The organism is Micromonospora sp. NPDC005237, from assembly GCF_040607775.1.
Classification (GTDB): domain Bacteria; phylum Actinomycetota; class Actinomycetes; order Mycobacteriales; family Micromonosporaceae; genus Micromonospora.
The window spans coordinates 199,156-218,209 of sequence record NZ_JBEXHJ010000004.1; the positions used below are offsets into that span (position 1 = coordinate 199,156).

Here is a 19,054-nt window from a genome sequence, read left to right on the forward strand (position 1 = left end):
GATCCTAGACGCCCCGGTCAGGACGGGTCGATCGCCGCCGCGGTCTCGCCGATCATCAGCGCGGCGTCGTCCGGGACGTTCCGCTTCAGGACGGCGAGAGCGACCTGACCCAGCTCGTGGTGCAGCACGGCGGTGCCCACGAAGCCCACCGCCCGGCCGTCGAGGGTGACCGGCGTACCGGCGGTCGGCGGCTGGTCGGTGGTCACCCCGTCCAGGTGCAGCAGCACCAGGCGGCGCGGCGGCCGACCCATGTTGTGTACGCGGGCCACCGTCTCCTGACCCCGGTAGCAGCCCTTGTCCAGGTGCACCGCCGGGCCGATGAGGTCCACCTCGGCCGGGATGGTCCGGTGATCGGTGTCCACCCCGACCCGGGGCTGCCGGGCGGCGACCCGGATCGCCTCGTACGCCCAGAGGCCGGCGACCGGCACGCCCGCGCCGCGTAGCTCGGCGACCACCTGCTCCATCGCCGAGCGGGGCACCAGCAGGTCCACCCCGAGCAGGCCGCGACGCGCCCACCCGCCGATCGGCAGCGGTCGGACGTCGTACCGGATGCCCGCTCGGGGCGGCACGGCCCCGGCGGCGAACTTCGGACCCGGCACCGGCACCAGGTCCGGCGCGGCCAGCCCGGTCACGCCGAGCGTGCCCAGGGCCTCCGGCGCCGCCGGCCCGACCAGCGACAGCAGCGCCCGCTCGGCGGTGGCGTCGCGGGGGTCGACCCTGCTGAAGAACCGCATCTTCTCCAGGTACGCGAGCAGACCGTCGGTCGCCCCCGGCTCGGTGTCCAGCCAGGTCGTCTCGCCGTCCTCGGCGACCAGGGCGTGCTGCTCGACGTGCCCGTGCGGCGAGAGCACCAGCAACTCGGTGCCCTCGCCGGCGGCCAGCGTGCTCAGGTGCTGCGAGGTGATCGTGTGCAGCCAGCCGGCCCGCTCCTCGCCGGGCACCGCGATGATCCCCCGGTGTGACCGGTCGACCAGGCCGACCGCGGTGTCCAGGACGCGCTGCTCGCGCAGCGGATCGCCGTAGTGCGCGGCCACCCCCCGCACCCCGACCGCGACGTGCGCCGGGTCCGGCTGGTCACGGCTGGCCTCGTCGATGCTCTCGACGGCCACCGCGCCCGCGATGTCGATCATGTTTGATCCCCGTTCTCGCAGCGGTCGCAGACGCCGAAGAGTGACACGTGCCCGATGTCCACCCGGAAACCCCGCTGCGCGGCCAACTGCTCGGCGAGCGGGCGGAGCAGCTCCGGATCGATCTCGTCGATCGCGCCGCACTCCCGGCAGACCAGGTGGACGTGTTGGTGCTCACCCGCCGCGTGGTAGGTCGGCGAACCGTGCGAGAGGTGGGTGTGGGTCACCAGGCCGAGCCGTTCCAGCAGCTCCAGCGTGCGGTAGATGGTGGTGATGTTGACGCCGGCGGCGACCTCCCGGACGGCGGTGTGCACCTGCTCCGGTGTGGCGTGGCCCAGATCGAGCACCGCCTGGAGGACGAGCTGCCGCTGGGCCGTCAGCCGCAGCCCACGGGCCCGGAGCATTTCCGCGAGGGAGGATTCGGACACCGTCCGATCATAGTTCGGCGGCCGTGGCTACCTCCGCCGTGCGACGCCCGTCGCTACCCTCGACCCTCATGGCGACGTCCTTCACCGGGCAGGTTCCGGTCGGCCCGACCGCGCGGATCGCCGTGCTCGGGCAGGGCCCGGTCCCGGCCACGGAGCCGGTGGTACGCGGCGACGACCGTGGCGTCCTGCACGGCGACGGGCTCTTCGAGAGCATGCACCTGCGCCAGGGCCGGCCGTGGCTGCGCGACGAGCACCTGGCCCGGCTGGCCGCGTCGGCCGCCGCCATCGAGCTGGCCGTGCCCGACGCCGCCGCGTTGACCGACCTGCTCGACACGGTGTGCGCCGGCTGGCCGGCGCGGGTCGAGGGGGCGTTGCGGCTGGTCTGCACCCGGGGCCCGCAGGCCGGCGCACCGACGGTCTACGCCACGCTGAGCGAGGTGCCGGCGGCGGCGCGGATGGCGCGACGGGACGGGATCAGCGTCGCGAACCTGCCGCTCGGGGTGCCCGCCACCGCCCGCGCCGAGTTGACCTGGCTGCCCACCGGGATCAAGTCCACCTCGTACGCGGTCAACAGCGCCGCCCGCCGCTGGGCCCGCGCCAACGGGGTGGACGACGTGCTCTGGATCTCCTCCGACGGGTACGCCCTGGAGGGGCCCACGGCCAACGTGGTGTGGCTCACCGGCGACACGCTCCGCACGGTGCCGGCCGCCACCACCGGCATCCTGCCCGGCACGACCGTCGCCTGGCTGCTCGCCCACGCCGGCGAGCTGGGCCTGAGCGCCGCCGAACGGATGGTCACCCCGGCCGAGCTGCACGACGCCGACGGGGTGTGGTTCGCCTCGTCGGTGCGCGGGCTCACCGAGGTCCACACGCTGGACGGGGTGCGCCGGGACCGTTGCCCGCGCACCCCCGCCCTGCAGTCGCTGCTGGGTTTCCCCGTCGGCTGAAGCGTCAGCCGCCGACCCGGACGAGCCGGGCGGAGAGGTGCGCGCTGAGTGGGTGACCCATCGCCGCCATCTCCTGGGCGTAGAGCAGCGCCCCCTCGACGATGCCGAAAAGCCGGTGCCCGCCGGTGACCTCCTTGGCGGTCGCCGTCCGGACCACCGCGTCGGTGGCGAACTCGACCTGGGTGCCGGTGCGCTTGCCGAGGTGCAGCTCCATCACCCCGGTGGGGGTCGTGAGCAGGGCCTCCAGCTCGTCGGTTGCCCGACCGTCCACCAGCACCGGTCGCCACCAGCCGACCTCACGCCCGGCCGGGCGGACGGGCCTGCTCTGCTCGTCGAGGATCCAGGCGCGCGACTCGTAGTGCAGGAACGGCCGGCCGTCGTGGCTGATCCGGATCTCCTGCGCGTAGTCGAAGTCCTCGATGGTGGGGAAGCCACCCTTGCCCCGGCCGCGCCACAGACCGATGTACGGCAGCAGGCCGTCCAGCGCCGGGTGCAGCTTCGGGCCGACCCGCAGGTCGTGACTCTCCTCGAACGGGTACTCCTCGACCGGCGGCGCGTTCAGCCACGGTGGCTGCAGCGGGTTCTCGTCGCTCACCGTGCCACCTTCGTTCGCGACTGCGGGGCTCGCAGGCCCGGCTCACTCCTCGCGCTCACCGTGCCACCTTCGTTCGCGACTGCGGGGCTCGCAGGCCCGGCTCACTCCTCGCGCTCACCAACGTCCCCTCGAAATCTTTACTGCCAGGTAGACCAGGCCGCCGGCGAGCCCGCCCAGGCCGGCGACCAGCAGGCTGACGAACCCGATCTCGGTAACCATCGTGACCATCCTATGCTGGGCCTCATGGCCCGCTCTCTCGTCGTCAAGGTCACCGCTGGGGCGGACGCCCCGGAGCGGTGCGCGCAGGCTTTCACGGTCGCCGCCACGGCGGTCGCGGCCGGCGTGGACGTGTCGCTCTGGCTGACCGGGGAGTCGACCTGGTTCGCGCTGCCCGGCCGCGCCCAGGAGTTCGAGCTACCGCACTCCGCGCCGCTGGCCGAGCTGCTGCACGTCATCCTGACCAGTGGTCGGGTGACCGCCTGCACCCAGTGCGCGGCCCGGCGGGAGATCGGCCCGGACGACGTACTGCCCGGTGTGCGGATCGCGGGCGCCGCGGTCTTCGTCGAGGAGGCGTTGGCCGAGGGCACGCAGGCGCTGGTCTACTGACCACCGGCACACCTCGGGGCGACGGTATGGGCGGACTCCCGATACCGACCCGACATCTCGGACAGCTGCCTACGATTCGACTGTGACCGAGGCGACGGAGAGGTTCTTCGAATCGCTGCCGACGCGTGCCCCCGCGGTCCTTGGCGGCCTGGCCAGGGGGACCCTGCAGATCGATCTCGGCACCGGCCACCGGACCGAACACTGGCTGGTCCGGATGCGGCCGGGAGCGGTACAGGCCAGCCGCGAGCGGGGTCCGGCCGACGCCATCTGGTTCAGCAGCTCGGCCCTGTTCGACAGGCTGATCACCGGCGAGGCCCAGGCGCTCGCGGCGGTACTGCGCAACGAGAGCACCTTCAGCGGTGACGTGGTGCTCTTCCTGGCCTTCCGCCGCTTCTTCCCGAACCCGCCGGGCACCCGCGACCCGCGCGAGGTGGCCCGGGAGGCAGTCGGGCGGCGGACGTGAACGATCTCGTCAGCATCCTGGACGGCAACACCTTCCTGGTCAGCGACCGACGCGGCGACATCGAGCCGTCCTTCACCTTCCCGACCGGGTTGTTCTCCTTCGACACGCGTTTCCTGTCCAGTTGGGTGCTCACCCTCAACGGCGAGCGGCTGCACGCACTCTCGATCGACGACAGCCAGTCGTACCGGACGACGTTCTTCCTCGCTCCCGGCGAACCCACCCACTACCTGGACGCCAAGTGGTCGGTGATCCGCAGCAGAGAGATCGGGGGCAGCTTCGACGAGGAGCTGACCGTGCTCAACCACTCCGGCGAGGAGGGCGAGTTCACCGTCCGGATCGAGATGAGCAGCGACTTCGCCGACCTGTTCGAGATCAAGCACGCCCGGGAGAAGGTGGGCCGGACGACGGTCGCGGCGACCGACAACGAGCTGCGGTTGACGTACCGGCGGGAGGCGTTCCGCCGGGAGACCGTGGTCCGCTCCACGGTTCCAGCGCAGGTCGACAACTCCGGGATGACCTTCCGGGTCCGGATCGACAGCAACAGCGAGTGGACCACCCGGCTGCACGTCTCCACCGTCGTCTACGGGGCCCGGGGCGAGGACATCCGGGCCACCCTGCCGTACGCGGGCAGCCGCAGCGGGGACGCCATCCGCGCCGAGCAGCAGGAGCTGATCGACCGGGCGCCGAAGCTCGGCTGTGACTGCGAGCCGCTGGCCGGGGCGTACCGGCGCAGCCTCAACGACCTGGCCGCGCTGCGCTACGAGTCGATCGCCCTGGGCGTACGGCTGATCGCCGCCGGGCTGCCGTGGTTCATGACCCTGTTCGGTCGGGACAGCATCATCACCTCGTTGCAGGTGCTGCCGTTCCTGCCGGAGTTGATCCCGCCGACCATCTTCATGCTGGCCGGTCTCCAGGGGCACCGGGTGGACGACTTCCGGGACGAGGAGCCCGGCAAGATCCTGCACGAGCTGCGGTACGGCGAGACCGCCGGCTTCGAGGAGCAGCCCCACTCGCCGTACTACGGGTCGGCCGACTCGACCCCGCTGTTCGTCATCCTGATCGACGAGTACGAACGCTGGACCGGCGACACCGCGCTGGTCAAGCGGCTGGAGCCGAACATCCGGGCGGCCCTGGAGTGGATCGACACGTACGGCGACCTGCTCGGCACCGGCTACCTCTGGTATCGGACCCGCAACCCGGAGTCCGGGCTGCAGAACCAGTGTTGGAAGGACTCCTGGGACGCCATCTCGTACGCCGACGGCCGGCTGCCCGGCTTCCCCCGGGCCACCTGCGAGTTGCAGGGCTACGCGTACGACGCGAAGATCCGGACCGCCCGGCTGGCCCGGAAGGTCTGGAACGACCCGGCGTACGCCGACCGGCTGGAGCGGGAGGCGGCGGCGCTCAAGCAGCGGTTCAACCACGACTTCTGGATCGCCGACCGGGAGTACTACGCGCTCGCCCTGGACGCCGACGGCCGGCAGGTGGACGCGCTCACGTCGAACATCGGGCACCTGCTGTGGAGCGGGATCGTGGACGAGTCCCGGGCCCGCAAGGTGGTCGACCACCTGCTCGGGCCGAGACTCTTCTCGGGCTGGGGGGTGCGGACCCTCGCCGAGGGCGAGGGTCGGTACAACCCGATCGGCTACCACGTGGGCACCGTGTGGCCGTTCGACAACTCGATCATCGCCTGGGGCCTGGGCCGGTACGGCTACCGGGAGGAGGCCGGGCTGATCTGCGACTCGATGCTCGCGGCGTCCCGCTACTTCGACGGGCGGCTGCCGGAGGCGTTCGCCGGCTACGCCCGCAGCCGCACCGGCTACCCGGTGGAGTACCCGACCGCGTGCAGCCCGCAGGCCTGGTCGAGCGGCACCCCGCTGCTGTTGCTGCGGGTCATGCTGGGGCTGGAACCGCAGGGCGAACACCTGATCATCGATCCGGCTGTGCCACCGGGCATGGGCCGGGTGGAGCTGCTGGACATTCCCGGCCGCTGGGGCCGCGTGGACGCGTTGGGTCGCAGCCGGGGCCCGCAGGATCACCAGACGGGCGGCTGACCCGGGCCCGACGTCCGGCTCAGGCGGGGCAGCCGACGGTGGCGGCCACCCGTGCGGTGTCCGGGCCGAGTTCGGCCAGCACGGTGACGTCGCCGGTGCGGTACGCGTACAGCGGGGGGTTGTCCAGCAGTGGGGTGCCGGCGGCCAGCGGGGCGAGCGCGCCGGCCGTGGCCGGGCCGGGCCCGGCGGCGGACCGTGCGGTACGGGCCACGGCGCCGCCGGGGCACGGCGCGGTGACCAGGTCCGGCGCGGCGTCGGCCGGACGGTCGAGCGCGGTCAGGGCAGCCGTCAGGGCCGTGGCCTCCGGGCCGGCGCCGGTGGCCGGCTTCGGGTCGTAGCCGGCGCCCAGCGGCCGGCAGCCGGTGTCGACGGTCAACCGGAGCCGGCCGTCCCCGGTCGGTCGTCCCTCGACGGCGACGAAGTCCCCGGCGTCGGCGTGCAGTTCGGGGCCGTCCAGGCCGGGGCCGACTCCGGCCCGCCAGGTGGACGGCAGCCGGTCGGCGATGCCGGTCAGCACGGCGCGCTCGGTGCCGGCGGGCGCGAGCACGCCGACCTCGCGGCGCAGCGCCGCGCCGTCGGAGAACGGGGTGACGCGGCAGCCGGCGTTGACCCGCACCGGGCCCAGTTCCAGCAGCCCGGCCGTGCCGGCGGCGCGGGCCAGCTCGCCGACCGCCCGGTCGACCACCGGGGCGGCCTCGTCGAGGGAGCGCTGTTCGCGCACCGTCGGCGGGTCGTCGCGGACCGACATCCAGGCGAGCCCGGCCAGCAGGACGGCCCACAGCACGGTCGCGACCAGCAGCCAGCGCCGCCCACGCCGGGCAGGTGCCGGCGCGGCGGGATCGCTCGACGGGGCCCAACCCGTCTGGACAGCACCGCTCACCCGGCCATGGTGTCACGGGCGGTCCGCCGTACCGGAGGCAGCGGTCGGCAGCCGGGGCGAAGGCCGAGGGTCAGGCCGGCCGGGGCGGCGGATCGAGCCGGTAGCCGACCCCGCGCACGGTGTGCACCCGCGGCCCGCCCGGCAGCCCGTGCAGCTTGCGCCGGAGCCGCTTGATCGCGGAGTGCAGGATCGCCGTGTCGCCGAGGTACGCGCCGGCCCAGACCGCGGCGAAGAGCTGCTCGTGGCTCCACACCACCAGCGGCGGACCGACGAGCCGGGCGAGCAGCTCCCGTTCGGTACGGGTGAGCGGGAGTGGATCGCCGCGCCAGGTGACCAGGTGCCCGGCCCGGTCGACGACCAGCTCACCCCAGCTGACCCGCCCCTGCGGCGGGGCCGGCGGGGTGGCCGGTGTCGAGCCGCCCGGCGGTGGGAACAGCATCGCCCGCAGCTGGGCAAGGTCGGCGCAGGTCACGACCGGCCCGATCCCGTCCAGCTGCCGCAGCACCCGCTCGCGCACCGAGGCGTCCGCACTGACGCAGACGACGATCGGGGCCTCTGCGCCGGGCCCGCCGACTCCGCCCGCACCACCCGCGACCACCACCCGACGATAGTGACGTATGCCGATGCGATTCGGGGCCCCGTCCACGGTCGGGATGACGCCACGTCACTGACCAGGCACTGACCGGCGTTATTCACTGAGCACCGTCCGAACCAGCCAGAGCATGACTGTCAGCGGACGTGGGGGTGCCACCCACCCACTCCACCCGCCCCGCTGCGCGGCCGTCCCGGCGGTGCGCGCTCGTCCCGAACCCATCGGGACCCAACGTGGGGAGGAAAAGTGCTCCGACCATCAACGACCTGTTGGCCGCCGGCCACCCGCACTGACGACGACCGGGGCCGGCCACCCCGGAGGGTGACCGGCCCCGGTCGATCAGAGCAGTGGGTCAGGCGACGGTGACGGTGACCTCGTTGACGCCCCGGCCGGCGGTGACGGCGGCGTCGCCGTTGCCGTGCCGGGACAGCGCCCGCAGCGTCCAGGAACCGGGCGCGGCGAAGAACCGGAACTGGCCGGCCGCCGAGGTGACCACCTCGGCGGTGAACTCACCGGTCGAGTCGAGCAGCCGGACGTACGCGCCCGGCACGGCCTCGTCCGCCGCCGAGCGGACGATGCCCGTGATGACGGTTTCCTTCTCCAGGTCCAGGCTGGTCGGCAGCGGCGCGGCCTGGTCGGGTGCGGCGCAACCCGCAGCGGTGGGAGCAGTCATGGCGGATCAGGCCTCCCCGGGCTCATCGCCGAGCGCGACCGGCACGCCGACGAGCGAGCCGTACTCGGTCCAGGAACCGTCGTAGTTCTTCACGTTGCGGTGGCCGAGCAGCTCCTGCAGCACGAACCAGGTGTGCGAGGAACGCTCACCGATCCGGCAGTACGCGATGGTCTCCTTGCCGTCGTCGAGCCCCGCGTCGCCGTAGATCCTGCGCAGCTCGTCGTCGGACCGGAAGGTGCCGTCCTCGTTGGCCGCCTTGGACCACGGGACGCTGATCGCGGTCGGGATGTGACCGGCCCGCTGCGCCTGCTCCTGCGGCAGGTGCGCGGGGGCGAGCAGCCGGCCGGCGAACTCGTCGGGGCTGCGCACGTCGACCAGGTTCTTGGTGCCGATCGCGGCGACGACCTCGTCGCGGAAGGCCCGGATGGAGGTGTCCGGCTCCTGCGCGACGTACTGGGTCGCCGGGCGGGCCGCCGTCTCGGTGACCAGCGGACGGGCGTCCAGCTCCCACTTCTTGCGACCGCCGTCGAGCAGCTTCACGTCGCGGTGGCCGTAGAGCTTGAAGTACCAGTAGGCGTACGCCGCGAACCAGTTGTTGTTGCCGCCGTACAGGATCACGGTGTCGTCGTTGCTGATGCCCCGCTCGGACAGCAGCGCCTCGAACTGGGTCTTGTTGACGAAGTCCCGGCGGACCGGGTCCTGGAGGTCGGTCCTCCAGTCGATCTTGATGGCGCCGGCGATGTGGCCGGTCTCGTAGGCCGAGGTGTCCTCGTCGACCTCGACGAAGACGACGCCCGGGGCGTCAAGGTTCTTCTCGGCCCATTCGACCGAGACGAGTGCGGTGTCGCGACTCATCGAATCACTCCCTGGTGAGGATGGATGGTGAGCCAACGCGCGAATATCGATGGGTTGAACTGTCGCACCGCGCGCGGGACCCAGCGGAAGGACGGGATCACGGGTTTGTGCGACGGCGCCGCTGCCGGGCGTTCGGTGGGATCACCGGAAAGGATCGAGGACCCTGCGTGCCGGTGGCCGCCGTCAGGCGGCCAAAAACAGCCCCGCCGTCAGATGACAGGGCGACACAGGCAGGTGGCCACGCGGCACAGGTCGACCGCGCGCCGTTTGGTGAGGTGGGTCCCCATGAGCACGGAGCCTACCAGGCAGTGACCGGGCTGCCACTGGACCGACCACCATCCGGGATCGTCCGGGCTGCGGGGCCGATGGGGTGTCCCAGCGGCCCGGATGATTGACGCGCCGCTCAGCCGGCGGAGTTGATCGGTACGTTCTTCGCGTCGGCGGTGACCGCCAGCCCTTCGGGCAACGGCCGGACCTCCCGGACCGCGAGCTGGAACGGCAGGTCGGGCAGCGGCACGTCGACGGAGATGCCCTCGGCGTACTTGTTCAGGATCGTGCGGGCCAGCGGCAGGTTCGGCAGGCCGGCAGCGTCCAGTTTGCTGAAGCGCAGGGCGACGGCGCCGTTCTCGGCGACGGTGACGTCGGCGGTGCCGGCGACGGTGAACTTCTGGCCGAGGATGTCGACCGGGGCGGTGACGGCGAGCTTGCCGCCCTGCTCGCCGAGGGTGAGCCCGGGTCGGTTCAGCAGCGCGGCGAGGCTCTCGTAGCTGATCGTGCCGGTGCCGTTGACCGTGTCGGCGACGACGTCGCCCTGCCCGGTCCGCAGCGTGTCGAGCGAGGCACGCACGTTGCGGGCGTCCACGTCCAGCACCGGCAGCCGTACGGCGTCACCCTCGACCGACGCCTGCACGTCCCGCAGAGTGATGGAGATCCGCTCGTACCGCCCGTCCAGCACCTGGGTGAGGAACGGCGTCCCGGCGACCTCGACGTCGGGCTTGGCCGACTGCGCCCCCTGCTTGCTGACCTCCTGGCTGACCCGCTCGGCGATGAGCCGCTCGGCCACGCCGACCGCCACCCGGTCGGCGACCACCAGCAGACCCGCCACCACCAGGAGCAGGACGACCAGGCCGATGAGCAGCTTGCGACCGCGCCGTCGGGGCCGGGCCTCGTCAGCCGGATACTCCTGGGCCACGCCGCCTCCTGTCTCCGCCCGCCGCGATGCGGCGGGACGTCCGAACCGGTGCCGCAGCGCGGCGCACCCGTAGGTACCCGACCGACACCGGCCTCAACCGTAGGCTCAGAGGAACAGCATGCACATGGCGTACGCCGCCGGTGCGGCCAGGGCGAATCCGCCGAGCGGACCCTGCATGTGCCGGGCGACCCACATGGTGGGCGGTTCGCCCGCCATCAGGCGACCCGCCTCCGCGTACCCCACGGCGAGATCGGACAGGACGGCGGTGACGGCCGCGACCAGGCCGATCACCGCGGCCCGGGTCGGCGTGAAGGGTGCCACCAGGTAGCTGCCGAGGAGAGCGCTGCCCAGCGTGCCCACCATCGCGCCGGCGACGACGCCGGCCGCGCCCCGGGGCACCTGCGGGGCCAGCCGGGGCCACGGCAGCACCGCGTCGGTGAGGCGGGCGACGGTCAGCGCGACCCCGCTCGCGGTCAGGCAGACCGTGATCGCCTGGGTGCCGGCCGGGATGCGGCTGAGCACGATCAGGGTCCCGAAGGCCACGACCCCGACCACGATGAGCAGTGTGGCGCCGAGTGAGTCGGTGACCCGGACCCGGTCGACGCGGCGGACCAGCTGGCCGAGCACGGCGGCGAGGAAGCCGCCGACGGCCAGGTAGCCCAGCGGCGCCAGACCGGCGACGTCGCTCTGGACGGCGGCGACGTCAGCGGCAGCGGCGACCGCCGCGCTGATCCCGCCGACCAGCAGCAGCGCGGGTGGGCGCATGGCCATCGTCCAGGCGAGCACGAACAGCAGCTGGACGCCGAAGACGATGAAGGCGAACGGCAGGCGGTGACCCGGCCCGGACGTCTGCGCGCCGAGCACCAGACCCACCCCGAGCAGCGCGGCGAAGCCGGCGATGGTCAGGGCCAGCGGCCGGTGCACCTCCACCGGAGCGACGGGCTCCTCCTCCGGCTCGTCGACCTCGTCCTCGGCACGACGGGCCGGCTCCCCGGCACGGCGGGCCCGGCGCGGCCCACCCCGTTCACGGCGTTCGCCGTCGGCGACGGCCGGTCCGGTGCGCGGCGCGGGCGGATGGCCACGGGTCGGAGCGGCCGGACCCGGGCGGGGACCGTCGGACCACGATTCGCGGCCGGCGTCGGGCGAGGTGGAGGGAAACACGCCCCGATCGTGCCAGATCGGCTGCCCGGCGCGACGGTCACGGGTTTCCGCAACGTTAAAACCTGCGCCGCGATCAGGGGCAAGCTAGACAAACGGGAAATGACTCGGAGGCGCGGCCGAGGCGATCGGTTACGCTCAACGCGTTACCCGCCCGTCAGCGACGCCGGGACCACGCTATTTCTCAGCGCACTCCGCCACGAGTGTGTCTGGTCGCGTGCGGCGTTGCGCCGCCGGGACGGAGGTGATCGTGGAGATCCTGCTGCTGGTGACCGCGCGCGCAGGGGAACCGTCGGCTGTGCTGCCGGCGCTCGACCTGCTGCCACACTCGGTTCGCACCGCGCCGCGCGACGTCCGCACCCTGGTTGCCGGGCCCAGCCCCGACGCGGTGCTGGTGGACGCCCGGTCGGAGCTGAGCGAGGCCCGAGCGACCTGCCGGATGCTGCACGCCACCGGGCTCGGGGTGCCGCTGGTCGCGGTGGTGACCGAGGCCGGTCTGATCGCGCTGAACGCGGACTGGGGCGTCGACGACGTCATCCTCGCGTCGGCCGGTCCCGCCGAGGTCGAGGCTCGACTGCGGCTCGCGGTCGGCCGCCTGAGCAACGCGACCGCCGGCGCCGGCGGCTCGATCCGGGCCGGCGAGCTGACCATCGACCCCGACACGTACGCCGCCAAGCTGAAGGGTCGCCCGCTCGACCTCACCTACAAGGAGTTCGAGCTGCTGAAGTTCCTGGCCCAGCACCCGGGCCGGGTGTTCACCCGCGATCAACTGTTGCGCGAGGTCTGGGGCTACGACTACTTCGGCGGCACCCGGACGGTGGACGTGCACGTCCGGCGGCTGCGCGCCAAGCTCGGCTCGGAGTACGAGTCGATGATCGGCACGGTCCGCCAGGTGGGCTACAAGTTCGTCGTACCGCCGTCGCGCTCTCTGCCCGAGGCGGAGCACGCGCCGCTGCCCGTCTGACCCCCACCCCGGGGCGATTTCCCATATGCCCCTTTTGCGCGGCTCGCCAGTCCTATTCTGACTGCCGGGTTTGTCGGAAAAGGGGGCGACGGTGCGGGCAGGTAGCACGGGGGCGAGGGGCCGGCGCGTCCGGCCAGCCGGGCGGAAGCCGTGACGCGGGTCAGCTCGACCGCGCGCGCGGCAGTGATCGTGACGGCGGTGGTGGCTGCCCTGCTCGGCTCGGCGTACGTGCTGGGCCGCAGTCTCGTCCCCGACCAGACCCAGCGGCACGCCACCGGCGTCACCACCGAGGGCGACGGGCCGCACTACGCCGACCAGACTCCCGAAGAGCCCCCGACCGGCGCCCCGACCGGCACCCCGACCGGCACCCCGACCGGTATCGCGACCGCGGGCCAGAGCGCCGGCCCGACCGAGGCCGGCCAGGACGGCTCGGGGCAGAGCGCCAGCGGCGACAAGCTGTTCGGCGCCCACACCGAGACCGGCAACGCCCGACTCGCGCTGACCTTCGACGACGGGCCGGACCCGCGCTACACCCCGCAGGTCCTCGCGATCCTGCGCGAGTACGACGTCAAGGCCACGTTCTGCGTGGTGGGCGAGAACGCCCAGGATCATCCCGACCTCATCCAGGCGATCGTCGCCGACGGCCACACCCTGTGCAACCACTCCTGGCACCACGACGTCTCCCTCGGCAACAAATCCGCCGACCAGATCCGCGCCGACCTGGTACGCACCAACGAGGCGATCCGGTCGGCGGTCCCGGACGCCCCGATCGTCTGGTACCGCCAACCCGGCGGCGCCTGGACGTACCCCGTGGTGTCGGTGTCGCAGCAGCTCGGCATGACTCCGCTGCACTGGTCGGTGGACCCGTCGGACTGGCAGGCGCCCGGTGCCAGCAAGATCGCCGCGACCGTGCTCGCGCAGGCGGAACCCGGTGCGGTGGTCCTCATGCACGATGCCGGCGGCGACCGGCAGGGCACGGTCGACGCGCTGCGCCGGATCCTGCCCCAACTCAGCGCGCGATACGAGCTGGAGGCACTGCCCACCGACCCGACGTGAGCTACGACCCCCTCCTCGGGCGACAGTCCGGGACGCCCGAGACGCAGCGGCTACGGTGACCCAATGAGCAGCGCGGAGCCGACCAGCGACCAGGTGACCCGGACCGACCGACTGGCCCCGACGGAGATCGCCGGCGTGCTGGCCCTGGCGCGTACGGCGGGCGACACCGACGGCGCGGACCCGCTCGACGAGCACGTCCTGCTCCGCCTGCGCGATCCGGAGGCGCCGGCCGTGCACCTGCTGGCCCGCGCCGACGACGGCACCCTCACCGGGTACGCCCACCTGGACACCACCGACCCGGTGGGCGGGATCGGGGTGGAGCTGGTGGTGCACCCCGCGTACCGGCGGCGGGGCACCGGCCGGGCGCTGGCCCGGGGCGTGCTCGCCTCGGCCACCGGGCCGCTGCGGGCGTGGGCGCACGGCGACCACCCGTCGGCGGCGGCGCTCGCCGTGGACCTCGGGTTCACCCGGGCGCGCGTGCTCTGGCAACTACGCCGGCCGTTGGCCGCCCCGCTGGGCGAGCCGCGCCTGCCCGACGGGGTGGCGCTGCGCGCGTTCCGGCCGGGGGCCGACGACGCGGCCTGGCTGGCCCTGAACGCGCGGGCCTTCGCCGAGCATCCCGAGCAGGGGCGGTGGACCTCGGACGACCTGCGGGTCCGCCTCGCCGAGCCGTGGTTCGACCCGGCCGGCTTCCTGCTCGCCGAGGAGACCTCGGCCGGCCGGCTGCTCGGCTTCCACTGGACGAAGGTGCACGAGCGGCCCGGGTCGGCCCGCATCGGCGAGGTGTACGTGCTCGGCGTGGAGCCGACCGCGCACGGGGGCGGGCTCGGTCGGGCGCTGACCACCGCGGGGCTCGCGTACCTGCGGGACAAGCGGGGGCTCGACCGGGTGATGCTCTTCGTGGACGACTCGAACACCGGGGCGGTCGCGCTCTACGAGCGGTTGGGCTTCGCCCGCTGGTCCGCACACATCAACTACCACCTGGGCTGACCGTCGGACGCCGCCCCGACCGAGTCACCGGCGGGTAACGGCCGAGCATCGGCGGGATAACGCCGAACCGGAAATATACCCATACTTCCGACAGGTGTACCCGAGTTCACTTAACGGACAACTCACCCTCAGCAAGCGGTCACCTCGGGGGCCGTACGTGTTCACCTTGCGTTCACTTGTGACCGGCGAACCGGCTACCTGGCACTTCTAACTTTCGTGTCAGCCGGTCAGTGCCGGTCCTCGGGCCCCGGCATCGGGGCACCAAGTCAGACGCGAAGGGAAACCCCTCAGGTGAAGCTCCAGCGGTACGGCACTATTGCCTGCCTCGCTCTTGCCGCGACGCTCGGCCTCAGTGCATGCGGCTCGGACAACAACGAGCCCACTTCCGGCGCCAGCGCCTCGGGCTCCGCCGCCGCGGTCGACTGCGGTACCGGCACGGTCAACGCCCAGGGCTCGTCGGCACAGAAGAACGCCATGGCCGAGTGGATCAAGGCGTACCAGCAGAAGTGCGCTGGCACCACGATCAACTACGAGGCTTCCGGCTCGGGCGCCGGCATCCAGGCGTTCATCGCCGGCACCGCCGACTTCGCCGGCTCCGACTCCGCGCTCAAGCCGGAGGAGCAGCCGCAGGCCGACGCCAAGTGCGCCGGCGGCAAGGCCATCCACCTGCCGATGGTGATCGGCCCGGTGGCCGTCGCCTACAACGTCAGCGGCGTGGACAACCTCCAGCTCAAGCCGGCCACCCTGGCGAAGATCTTCGCCGGCAAGGTCACCAAGTGGGACGACGCGGCGATCAAGGCCGACAACCCGGACGCCAAGCTCCCGGCGACCGCCATTCAGACCGTCCACCGCTCGGACGAGTCGGGCACCACCGACAACTTCACCAAGTTCCTCTCGAAGACCTCCGAGGCGGACTGGACGCTGGGCAACGCCAAGGCCTGGAAGGCCCCGGGCGGCACCGGCGCCAAGGGCTCGGACGGCGTGGCCAGCCGGGTCAAGGGCGCCGACGGCTCCATCGGCTACATGGAGTGGTCGTTCGCCGAGAACGCCGGCCTGAAGATGGCCAAGATCGGCAACGGCAACGGCGAGTTCGCCGCGCTGACCGCCGAGGCCGCCGGCAAGACCATCGCCGGCGCCAAGATCGATGGCCAGGGCGACGACCTCAAGCTGTCGATCGACTACAACACCAAGGAGGCCGGGGCCTACCCGATCGTCCTGGCGACGTACGAGATCGTCTGCAGCAAGGGCCTCGCGGCCGACAAGCTCAAGCTGGTCAAGGGTCTGCTGGGCTACGCCGCCAGCGCCGAGGGCCAGAACTCGCTGACCGACCTCGGCTACGCCCCGCTGCCGGAGACGGTCCGCACCAAGGTCGAGACCGCGGTCAAGAGCCTCTCCTGACCCGACCCCACCACCTCCGCAACCGAATCGAGCGAGCAGATGGGTGAAACCCCTCACCGCTCGGCCGACGCCGGCACCGGCGGGACGCGCGTGACCCAGAGTCACGAGTGGCCCGCCGGTGCCTCGGCGCGTGTGGCCGAGGCACCAGTCAGCACCCGTTCCCCGGGCGGCACCGGGCTGGGCGGCGGTGGCGGCGCGTTGCCGCGCAGCCGCAAGTTCGGCGCCGAGCGGGCCTTCCGCGGTCTCACACTGGCCGCCGGCACCGCCGTTCTGGTCATCATCGCCGCCATCGCGATCTTCCTGATCGCCAAGGCGGTGCCGGCCCTGCGCGCCAACACCGAGAACTTCTGGACCTACGAGGGCTGGTCCCCCAACGAGCCGCAGCCCAAGTTCGGCATCGGCACGCTCGCCTTCGGTACGGTGCTCAGCTCGGCGCTGGCGCTGCTGATCGCGGTGCCGGTGGCGTTGGGCATCGCGCTCTACCTCTCGCACTACGCGCCGCGCCGGCTGGGCACCGCACTCGGCTTCCTGGTCGACCTGCTGGCCGCCGTGCCGAGCGTGGTCTTCGGCCTGTGGGGGCGGGACGTCTTCAGCAACCCGGTCCGGGACTTCTCGGTCTGGCTGAACGAGCACTTCGGCTGGATCCCGCTCTTCGGCGGTGACGGCCCGTTCGGCGCCTCGATCATGCTGGGTGCCCTGGTCCTCGCGATCATGGTGTTGCCGATCATCACCTCGCTCTCCCGCGAGGTGTTCCTCCAGACGCCGACCGCGAACGAGGAGGCCGCCCTCGCGCTGGGCGCCACCCGCTGGGAGATGCTCCGCACCGCGGTGCTCCCCTACGGTCGCCCCGGCATCATCGCCGCGGTGATGCTCGGTCTGGGTCGGGCGCTCGGCGAGACCATCGCCCTGGCGCTGACCCTCGGCATCACCTTCGGCATCTCGTTCAACCTGATCCAGAACGGCGGCAACACCATCGCCGCCAACATCGCCAACGCGTTCGGCGAGGCGAACGAGACCGGCCGTGGCGCGCTCATCGCGTCCGGCCTGGTGCTGTTCACCATCACGCTGATCGTCAACATCACGGCGCGGGCGATCATCTACCGCCGCCGGGAGTTCACGGAGTCGGCCGCATGACCACAACCGTCACCTCCCACCGCACCCGCCCGCCGGCCCAGCCGGCCTCGCTGCGGGCCCGGCGGCTGCCCCGGTACGCCGCACCGGCCCTCGCCGTGGCGGCCCTGGCGCTCTCCGCCGCGCTGGTCTACGGCACCGGCATCGGCGGCCCGGTCCTCGTCGTCGTCCTCGGCGCGATCCTCTACCTGGTCGGGCTCTTCGTCGCGGCCAACGCGGTCGAGGGCCGCCGGTCGGCCCGTAACCGCACCTGGAGCGCGCTGATCCACTCCGCGTTCGTGCTGGCGGTGCTGCCGCTCGTCTCGGTCGTCTGGACGCTGCTGAGCAAGGGCACCGAGCGGCTGGACGGCACCTTCTTCCAGACCTCGATGAACAACATCGGGGCCCGGGACCCGAACGGCGGCGCGTACCACGCGATCGTCGGCACGCTGGAGCAGGTCGGGATCGCCACCCTGATCACCGTCCCGCTCGGCGTTCTCTGCGCGATCTACATCGTCGAGTACGGGCGGGGCAAGTTCGCCTTCGCGATCCGATTCTTCGTGGACGTGATGACCGGCATCCCGTCGATCGTCTCCGGCCTCTTCGTGCTGGCGTTCTGGGTGCTGGTCGTGTCGCCGTGGTTCAACGACGGCCGGCCGAGCTTCTCCGGCTTCGCCGCCGCGCTCGCGCTGAGCGTGCTCATGCTGCCCACCATCGTCCGGTCCACCGAGGAGATGCTCCGCCTCGTCCCGCCGCCACTGCGCGAGGGCGCGTACGCGCTCGGCATTCCCAAGTGGAAGACCATCCTGCGGGTGGTGGTGCCGACGGCGCTGCCCGGCATCGTCACCGGCGTCATGCTCGCCATCGCCCGCGCGGCCGGCGAGACCGCTCCGGTGCTCCTGGTCGCCGGCGGCGGCGCCGCGATCAACACCAACCCCTTCGAGAACAACCAGTCGTCGCTGTCCCTCTTCGTCTACCAGCAGGCCGGTGACGCGTCGAAGTACGCGCCGGCACGGGCGTGGACCGCGGCACTCACCCTGGTCGCCCTCGTGCTCATCCTGACGATCGCGGCGAAACTGCTGGCCCGTCGCAACAGGCTCAGCCGATGAACCCCGGAGGTACCACCATGGCCAAGCGCGTCTCCGCCTCGAACGTCACCGCCTACTACGGCGGGTTCAAGGCGATCGAGAACATCAACCTGACGGTCGAGCCGAAGACGGTCACCGCTCTCATCGGGCCGTCCGGCTGCGGCAAGTCGACCTTCCTGCGGTCGATCAACCGGATGCACGAGGTGCTGCCGGGGGCCCGGGTCGAGGGCAGCCTGACCATCGACGACCAGGACATCTACGACCGGGACGTGGACGTCACCGCGGTCCGGCGCACCATCGGCATGGTCTTCCAGCGGCCGAACCCGTTCCCCACCATGAGCATCTTCGAGAACGTGGTGGCCGGGCTGAAGCTCAACGGCGTCCGGCGCAAGTCGATCCTGGACGAGGCGGCCGAGAAGGCGCTGCGCTCGGCGAACCTGTGGGACGAGGTCAAGGACCGGCTGGGCAAGCCCGGCGCGGGCCTCTCCGGCGGTCAGCAGCAGCGGCTCTGCATCGCCCGGACCATCGCGGTCGAGCCGCAGGTCGTGTTGATGGACGAGCCCTGCTCGGCCCTGGACCCGATCTCCACGCTGGCCATCGAGGACCTGATGTTCCAGCTCAAGGACAAGTTCACGATCATCATCGTGACGCACAACATGCAGCAGGCCGCCCGTGTGTCGGACCGGACCGCCTTCTTCTCCATCGAGAAGACCGGCGACCCGGGCCGTCTCATCGAGTACGACAACACCCAGAAGATCTTCAGCAACCCGAGCGTCAAGAAGACCGAGGACTACATCACCGGCCGCTTCGGCTGAGCTTCCCCCTTCCCTCCGCGACGCAGGCGGTCCGTCTCCGGACGGACCGCTTCGTCGTTCCCGCGG

General features: G+C 72.2%; 22 protein-coding genes. 11 read left to right on the forward strand and 11 right to left on the reverse strand.

What is annotated here, in order from left to right; translation table 11 throughout:
• Positions 1 to 17 precede the first annotated feature (17 nt).
• Together ABZT87_RS13360 and ABZT87_RS13365 are read right to left on the reverse strand one after the other, a co-directional pair.
• Positions 18 to 1,130 (reverse strand): folate-binding protein, encoded by a 1,113-nt coding sequence (locus tag ABZT87_RS13360; RefSeq protein ID WP_355135607.1) that lies wholly within the window; start codon positions 1,128 to 1,130, stop codon positions 18 to 20.
• Complete coding sequence (locus ABZT87_RS13365) at positions 1,127 to 1,555, reverse strand: Fur family transcriptional regulator (RefSeq protein ID WP_355064475.1); 429 nt, start codon at positions 1,553 to 1,555, stop codon at positions 1,127 to 1,129. The genes ABZT87_RS13360 and ABZT87_RS13365 overlap by 4 nt, the downstream gene beginning before the upstream one ends.
• A 68-nt stretch (positions 1,556 to 1,623) precedes the next feature.
• Here ABZT87_RS13365 and ABZT87_RS13370 point away from each other — a divergent pair, with 68 nt between their 5' ends.
• Positions 1,624 to 2,502, forward strand: a complete 879-nt coding sequence (locus tag ABZT87_RS13370) for an aminotransferase class IV (RefSeq protein WP_355064473.1) — start codon at positions 1,624 to 1,626, stop codon at positions 2,500 to 2,502.
• A gap of 4 nt (positions 2,503 to 2,506) precedes the next feature.
• Here the strand turns inward: ABZT87_RS13370 and ABZT87_RS13375 are convergent, their stop codons facing one another.
• Positions 2,507 to 3,097, reverse strand: a complete 591-nt coding sequence (locus ABZT87_RS13375; RefSeq protein ID WP_354859826.1) for an FABP family protein — start codon at positions 3,095 to 3,097, stop codon at positions 2,507 to 2,509.
• A 114-nt stretch (positions 3,098 to 3,211) separates the two neighbouring features.
• Positions 3,212 to 3,316 (reverse strand): small membrane protein MtfM, encoded by a 105-nt coding sequence (mtfM, locus tag ABZT87_RS13380; RefSeq protein WP_305076120.1) that lies wholly within the window; start codon positions 3,314 to 3,316, stop codon positions 3,212 to 3,214.
• Positions 3,317 to 3,328: 12 nt separating this feature from the next.
• On the opposite strand from mtfM, the gene ABZT87_RS13385 reads away from it, so the two are divergent.
• The 3 genes from ABZT87_RS13385 to ABZT87_RS13395 all read left to right on the forward strand — a co-directional run bounded on the left by ABZT87_RS13385 (position 3,329) and on the right by ABZT87_RS13395 (position 6,217).
• Entirely contained in the window at positions 3,329 to 3,703 is a 375-nt protein-coding gene (locus ABZT87_RS13385; RefSeq protein WP_354859829.1) for a DsrE family protein, read from the forward strand.
• An 82-nt stretch (positions 3,704 to 3,785) separates the two neighbouring features.
• Positions 3,786 to 4,166, forward strand: a complete 381-nt coding sequence (locus tag ABZT87_RS13390) for a hypothetical protein (RefSeq protein ID WP_354859832.1) — start codon at positions 3,786 to 3,788, stop codon at positions 4,164 to 4,166.
• Positions 4,163 to 6,217, forward strand: a complete 2,055-nt coding sequence (locus ABZT87_RS13395) for a glycogen debranching N-terminal domain-containing protein (protein WP_354859834.1) — start codon at positions 4,163 to 4,165, stop codon at positions 6,215 to 6,217. The genes ABZT87_RS13390 and ABZT87_RS13395 overlap by 4 nt, the downstream gene beginning before the upstream one ends.
• 19 nt (positions 6,218 to 6,236) lie before the next feature.
• Here ABZT87_RS13395 and ABZT87_RS13400 read toward each other — a convergent pair whose 3' ends face one another.
• From ABZT87_RS13400 to ABZT87_RS13430, 7 genes are all read right to left on the reverse strand, one after another.
• Positions 6,237 to 7,001: a hypothetical protein gene (locus ABZT87_RS13400; protein ID WP_355135917.1), complete on the reverse strand. Its 765-nt coding sequence runs from the start codon at positions 6,999 to 7,001 to the stop codon at positions 6,237 to 6,239.
• A 166-nt stretch (positions 7,002 to 7,167) separates the two neighbouring features.
• Positions 7,168 to 7,644, reverse strand: coding sequence for a winged helix-turn-helix domain-containing protein (locus ABZT87_RS13405; protein WP_354859862.1), 477 nt, complete (start codon positions 7,642 to 7,644; stop codon positions 7,168 to 7,170).
• Positions 7,645 to 8,041: 397 nt separating this feature from the next.
• Positions 8,042 to 8,362: a DUF1416 domain-containing protein gene (locus ABZT87_RS13410; RefSeq protein WP_354859840.1), complete on the reverse strand. Its 321-nt coding sequence runs from the start codon at positions 8,360 to 8,362 to the stop codon at positions 8,042 to 8,044.
• Between the two features lie 6 nt (positions 8,363 to 8,368).
• Positions 8,369 to 9,217 (reverse strand): sulfurtransferase, encoded by an 849-nt coding sequence (locus ABZT87_RS13415; protein ID WP_355135609.1) that lies wholly within the window; start codon positions 9,215 to 9,217, stop codon positions 8,369 to 8,371.
• Between the two features lie 209 nt (positions 9,218 to 9,426).
• Positions 9,427 to 9,504 (reverse strand): Ms5788A family Cys-rich leader peptide, encoded by a 78-nt coding sequence (locus ABZT87_RS13420; RefSeq protein ID WP_310503780.1) that lies wholly within the window; start codon positions 9,502 to 9,504, stop codon positions 9,427 to 9,429.
• Between the two features lie 116 nt (positions 9,505 to 9,620).
• Positions 9,621 to 10,409, reverse strand: a complete 789-nt coding sequence (locus tag ABZT87_RS13425) for a DUF2993 domain-containing protein (protein ID WP_354859846.1) — start codon at positions 10,407 to 10,409, stop codon at positions 9,621 to 9,623.
• A 105-nt stretch (positions 10,410 to 10,514) separates the two neighbouring features.
• Positions 10,515 to 11,570, reverse strand: coding sequence for a hypothetical protein (locus ABZT87_RS13430; protein ID WP_354859849.1), 1,056 nt, complete (start codon positions 11,568 to 11,570; stop codon positions 10,515 to 10,517).
• Between the two features lie 241 nt (positions 11,571 to 11,811).
• Here ABZT87_RS13430 and ABZT87_RS13435 point away from each other — a divergent pair, with 241 nt between their 5' ends.
• The 7 genes from ABZT87_RS13435 (at position 11,812) to pstB (ending at position 18,988) form a co-directional block, all read left to right on the forward strand.
• Positions 11,812 to 12,531, forward strand: a complete 720-nt coding sequence (locus ABZT87_RS13435) for a response regulator transcription factor (protein WP_179781168.1) — start codon at positions 11,812 to 11,814, stop codon at positions 12,529 to 12,531.
• 189 nt (positions 12,532 to 12,720) lie between these two features.
• Positions 12,721 to 13,587: a polysaccharide deacetylase family protein gene (locus ABZT87_RS13440; RefSeq protein ID WP_355135611.1), complete on the forward strand. Its 867-nt coding sequence runs from the start codon at positions 12,721 to 12,723 to the stop codon at positions 13,585 to 13,587.
• Positions 13,588 to 13,650: 63 nt separating this feature from the next.
• The gene (gene mshD, locus ABZT87_RS13445; protein WP_355135613.1) at positions 13,651 to 14,577 is read left to right on the forward strand and encodes a mycothiol synthase; all 927 of its coding nucleotides are present in this window, start codon (positions 13,651 to 13,653) and stop codon (positions 14,575 to 14,577) included.
• A gap of 291 nt (positions 14,578 to 14,868) precedes the next feature.
• A complete protein-coding gene (pstS, locus tag ABZT87_RS13450) occupies positions 14,869 to 15,975 on the forward strand; it encodes a phosphate ABC transporter substrate-binding protein PstS (protein ID WP_355135615.1) in 1,107 nt (368 codons plus the stop codon).
• 39 nt (positions 15,976 to 16,014) lie between these two features.
• Positions 16,015 to 17,109 (forward strand): phosphate ABC transporter permease subunit PstC, encoded by a 1,095-nt coding sequence (gene pstC / locus ABZT87_RS13455; protein WP_354861653.1) that lies wholly within the window; start codon positions 16,015 to 16,017, stop codon positions 17,107 to 17,109.
• Entirely contained in the window at positions 17,106 to 18,194 is a 1,089-nt protein-coding gene (pstA, locus tag ABZT87_RS13460) for a phosphate ABC transporter permease PstA (RefSeq protein ID WP_354861651.1), read from the forward strand. The genes pstC and pstA overlap by 4 nt, the downstream gene beginning before the upstream one ends.
• Positions 18,195 to 18,211: 17 nt before the next feature.
• Positions 18,212 to 18,988: a phosphate ABC transporter ATP-binding protein PstB gene (pstB, locus tag ABZT87_RS13465; protein ID WP_354861658.1), complete on the forward strand. Its 777-nt coding sequence runs from the start codon at positions 18,212 to 18,214 to the stop codon at positions 18,986 to 18,988.
• Positions 18,989 to 19,054 lie beyond the last annotated feature (66 nt).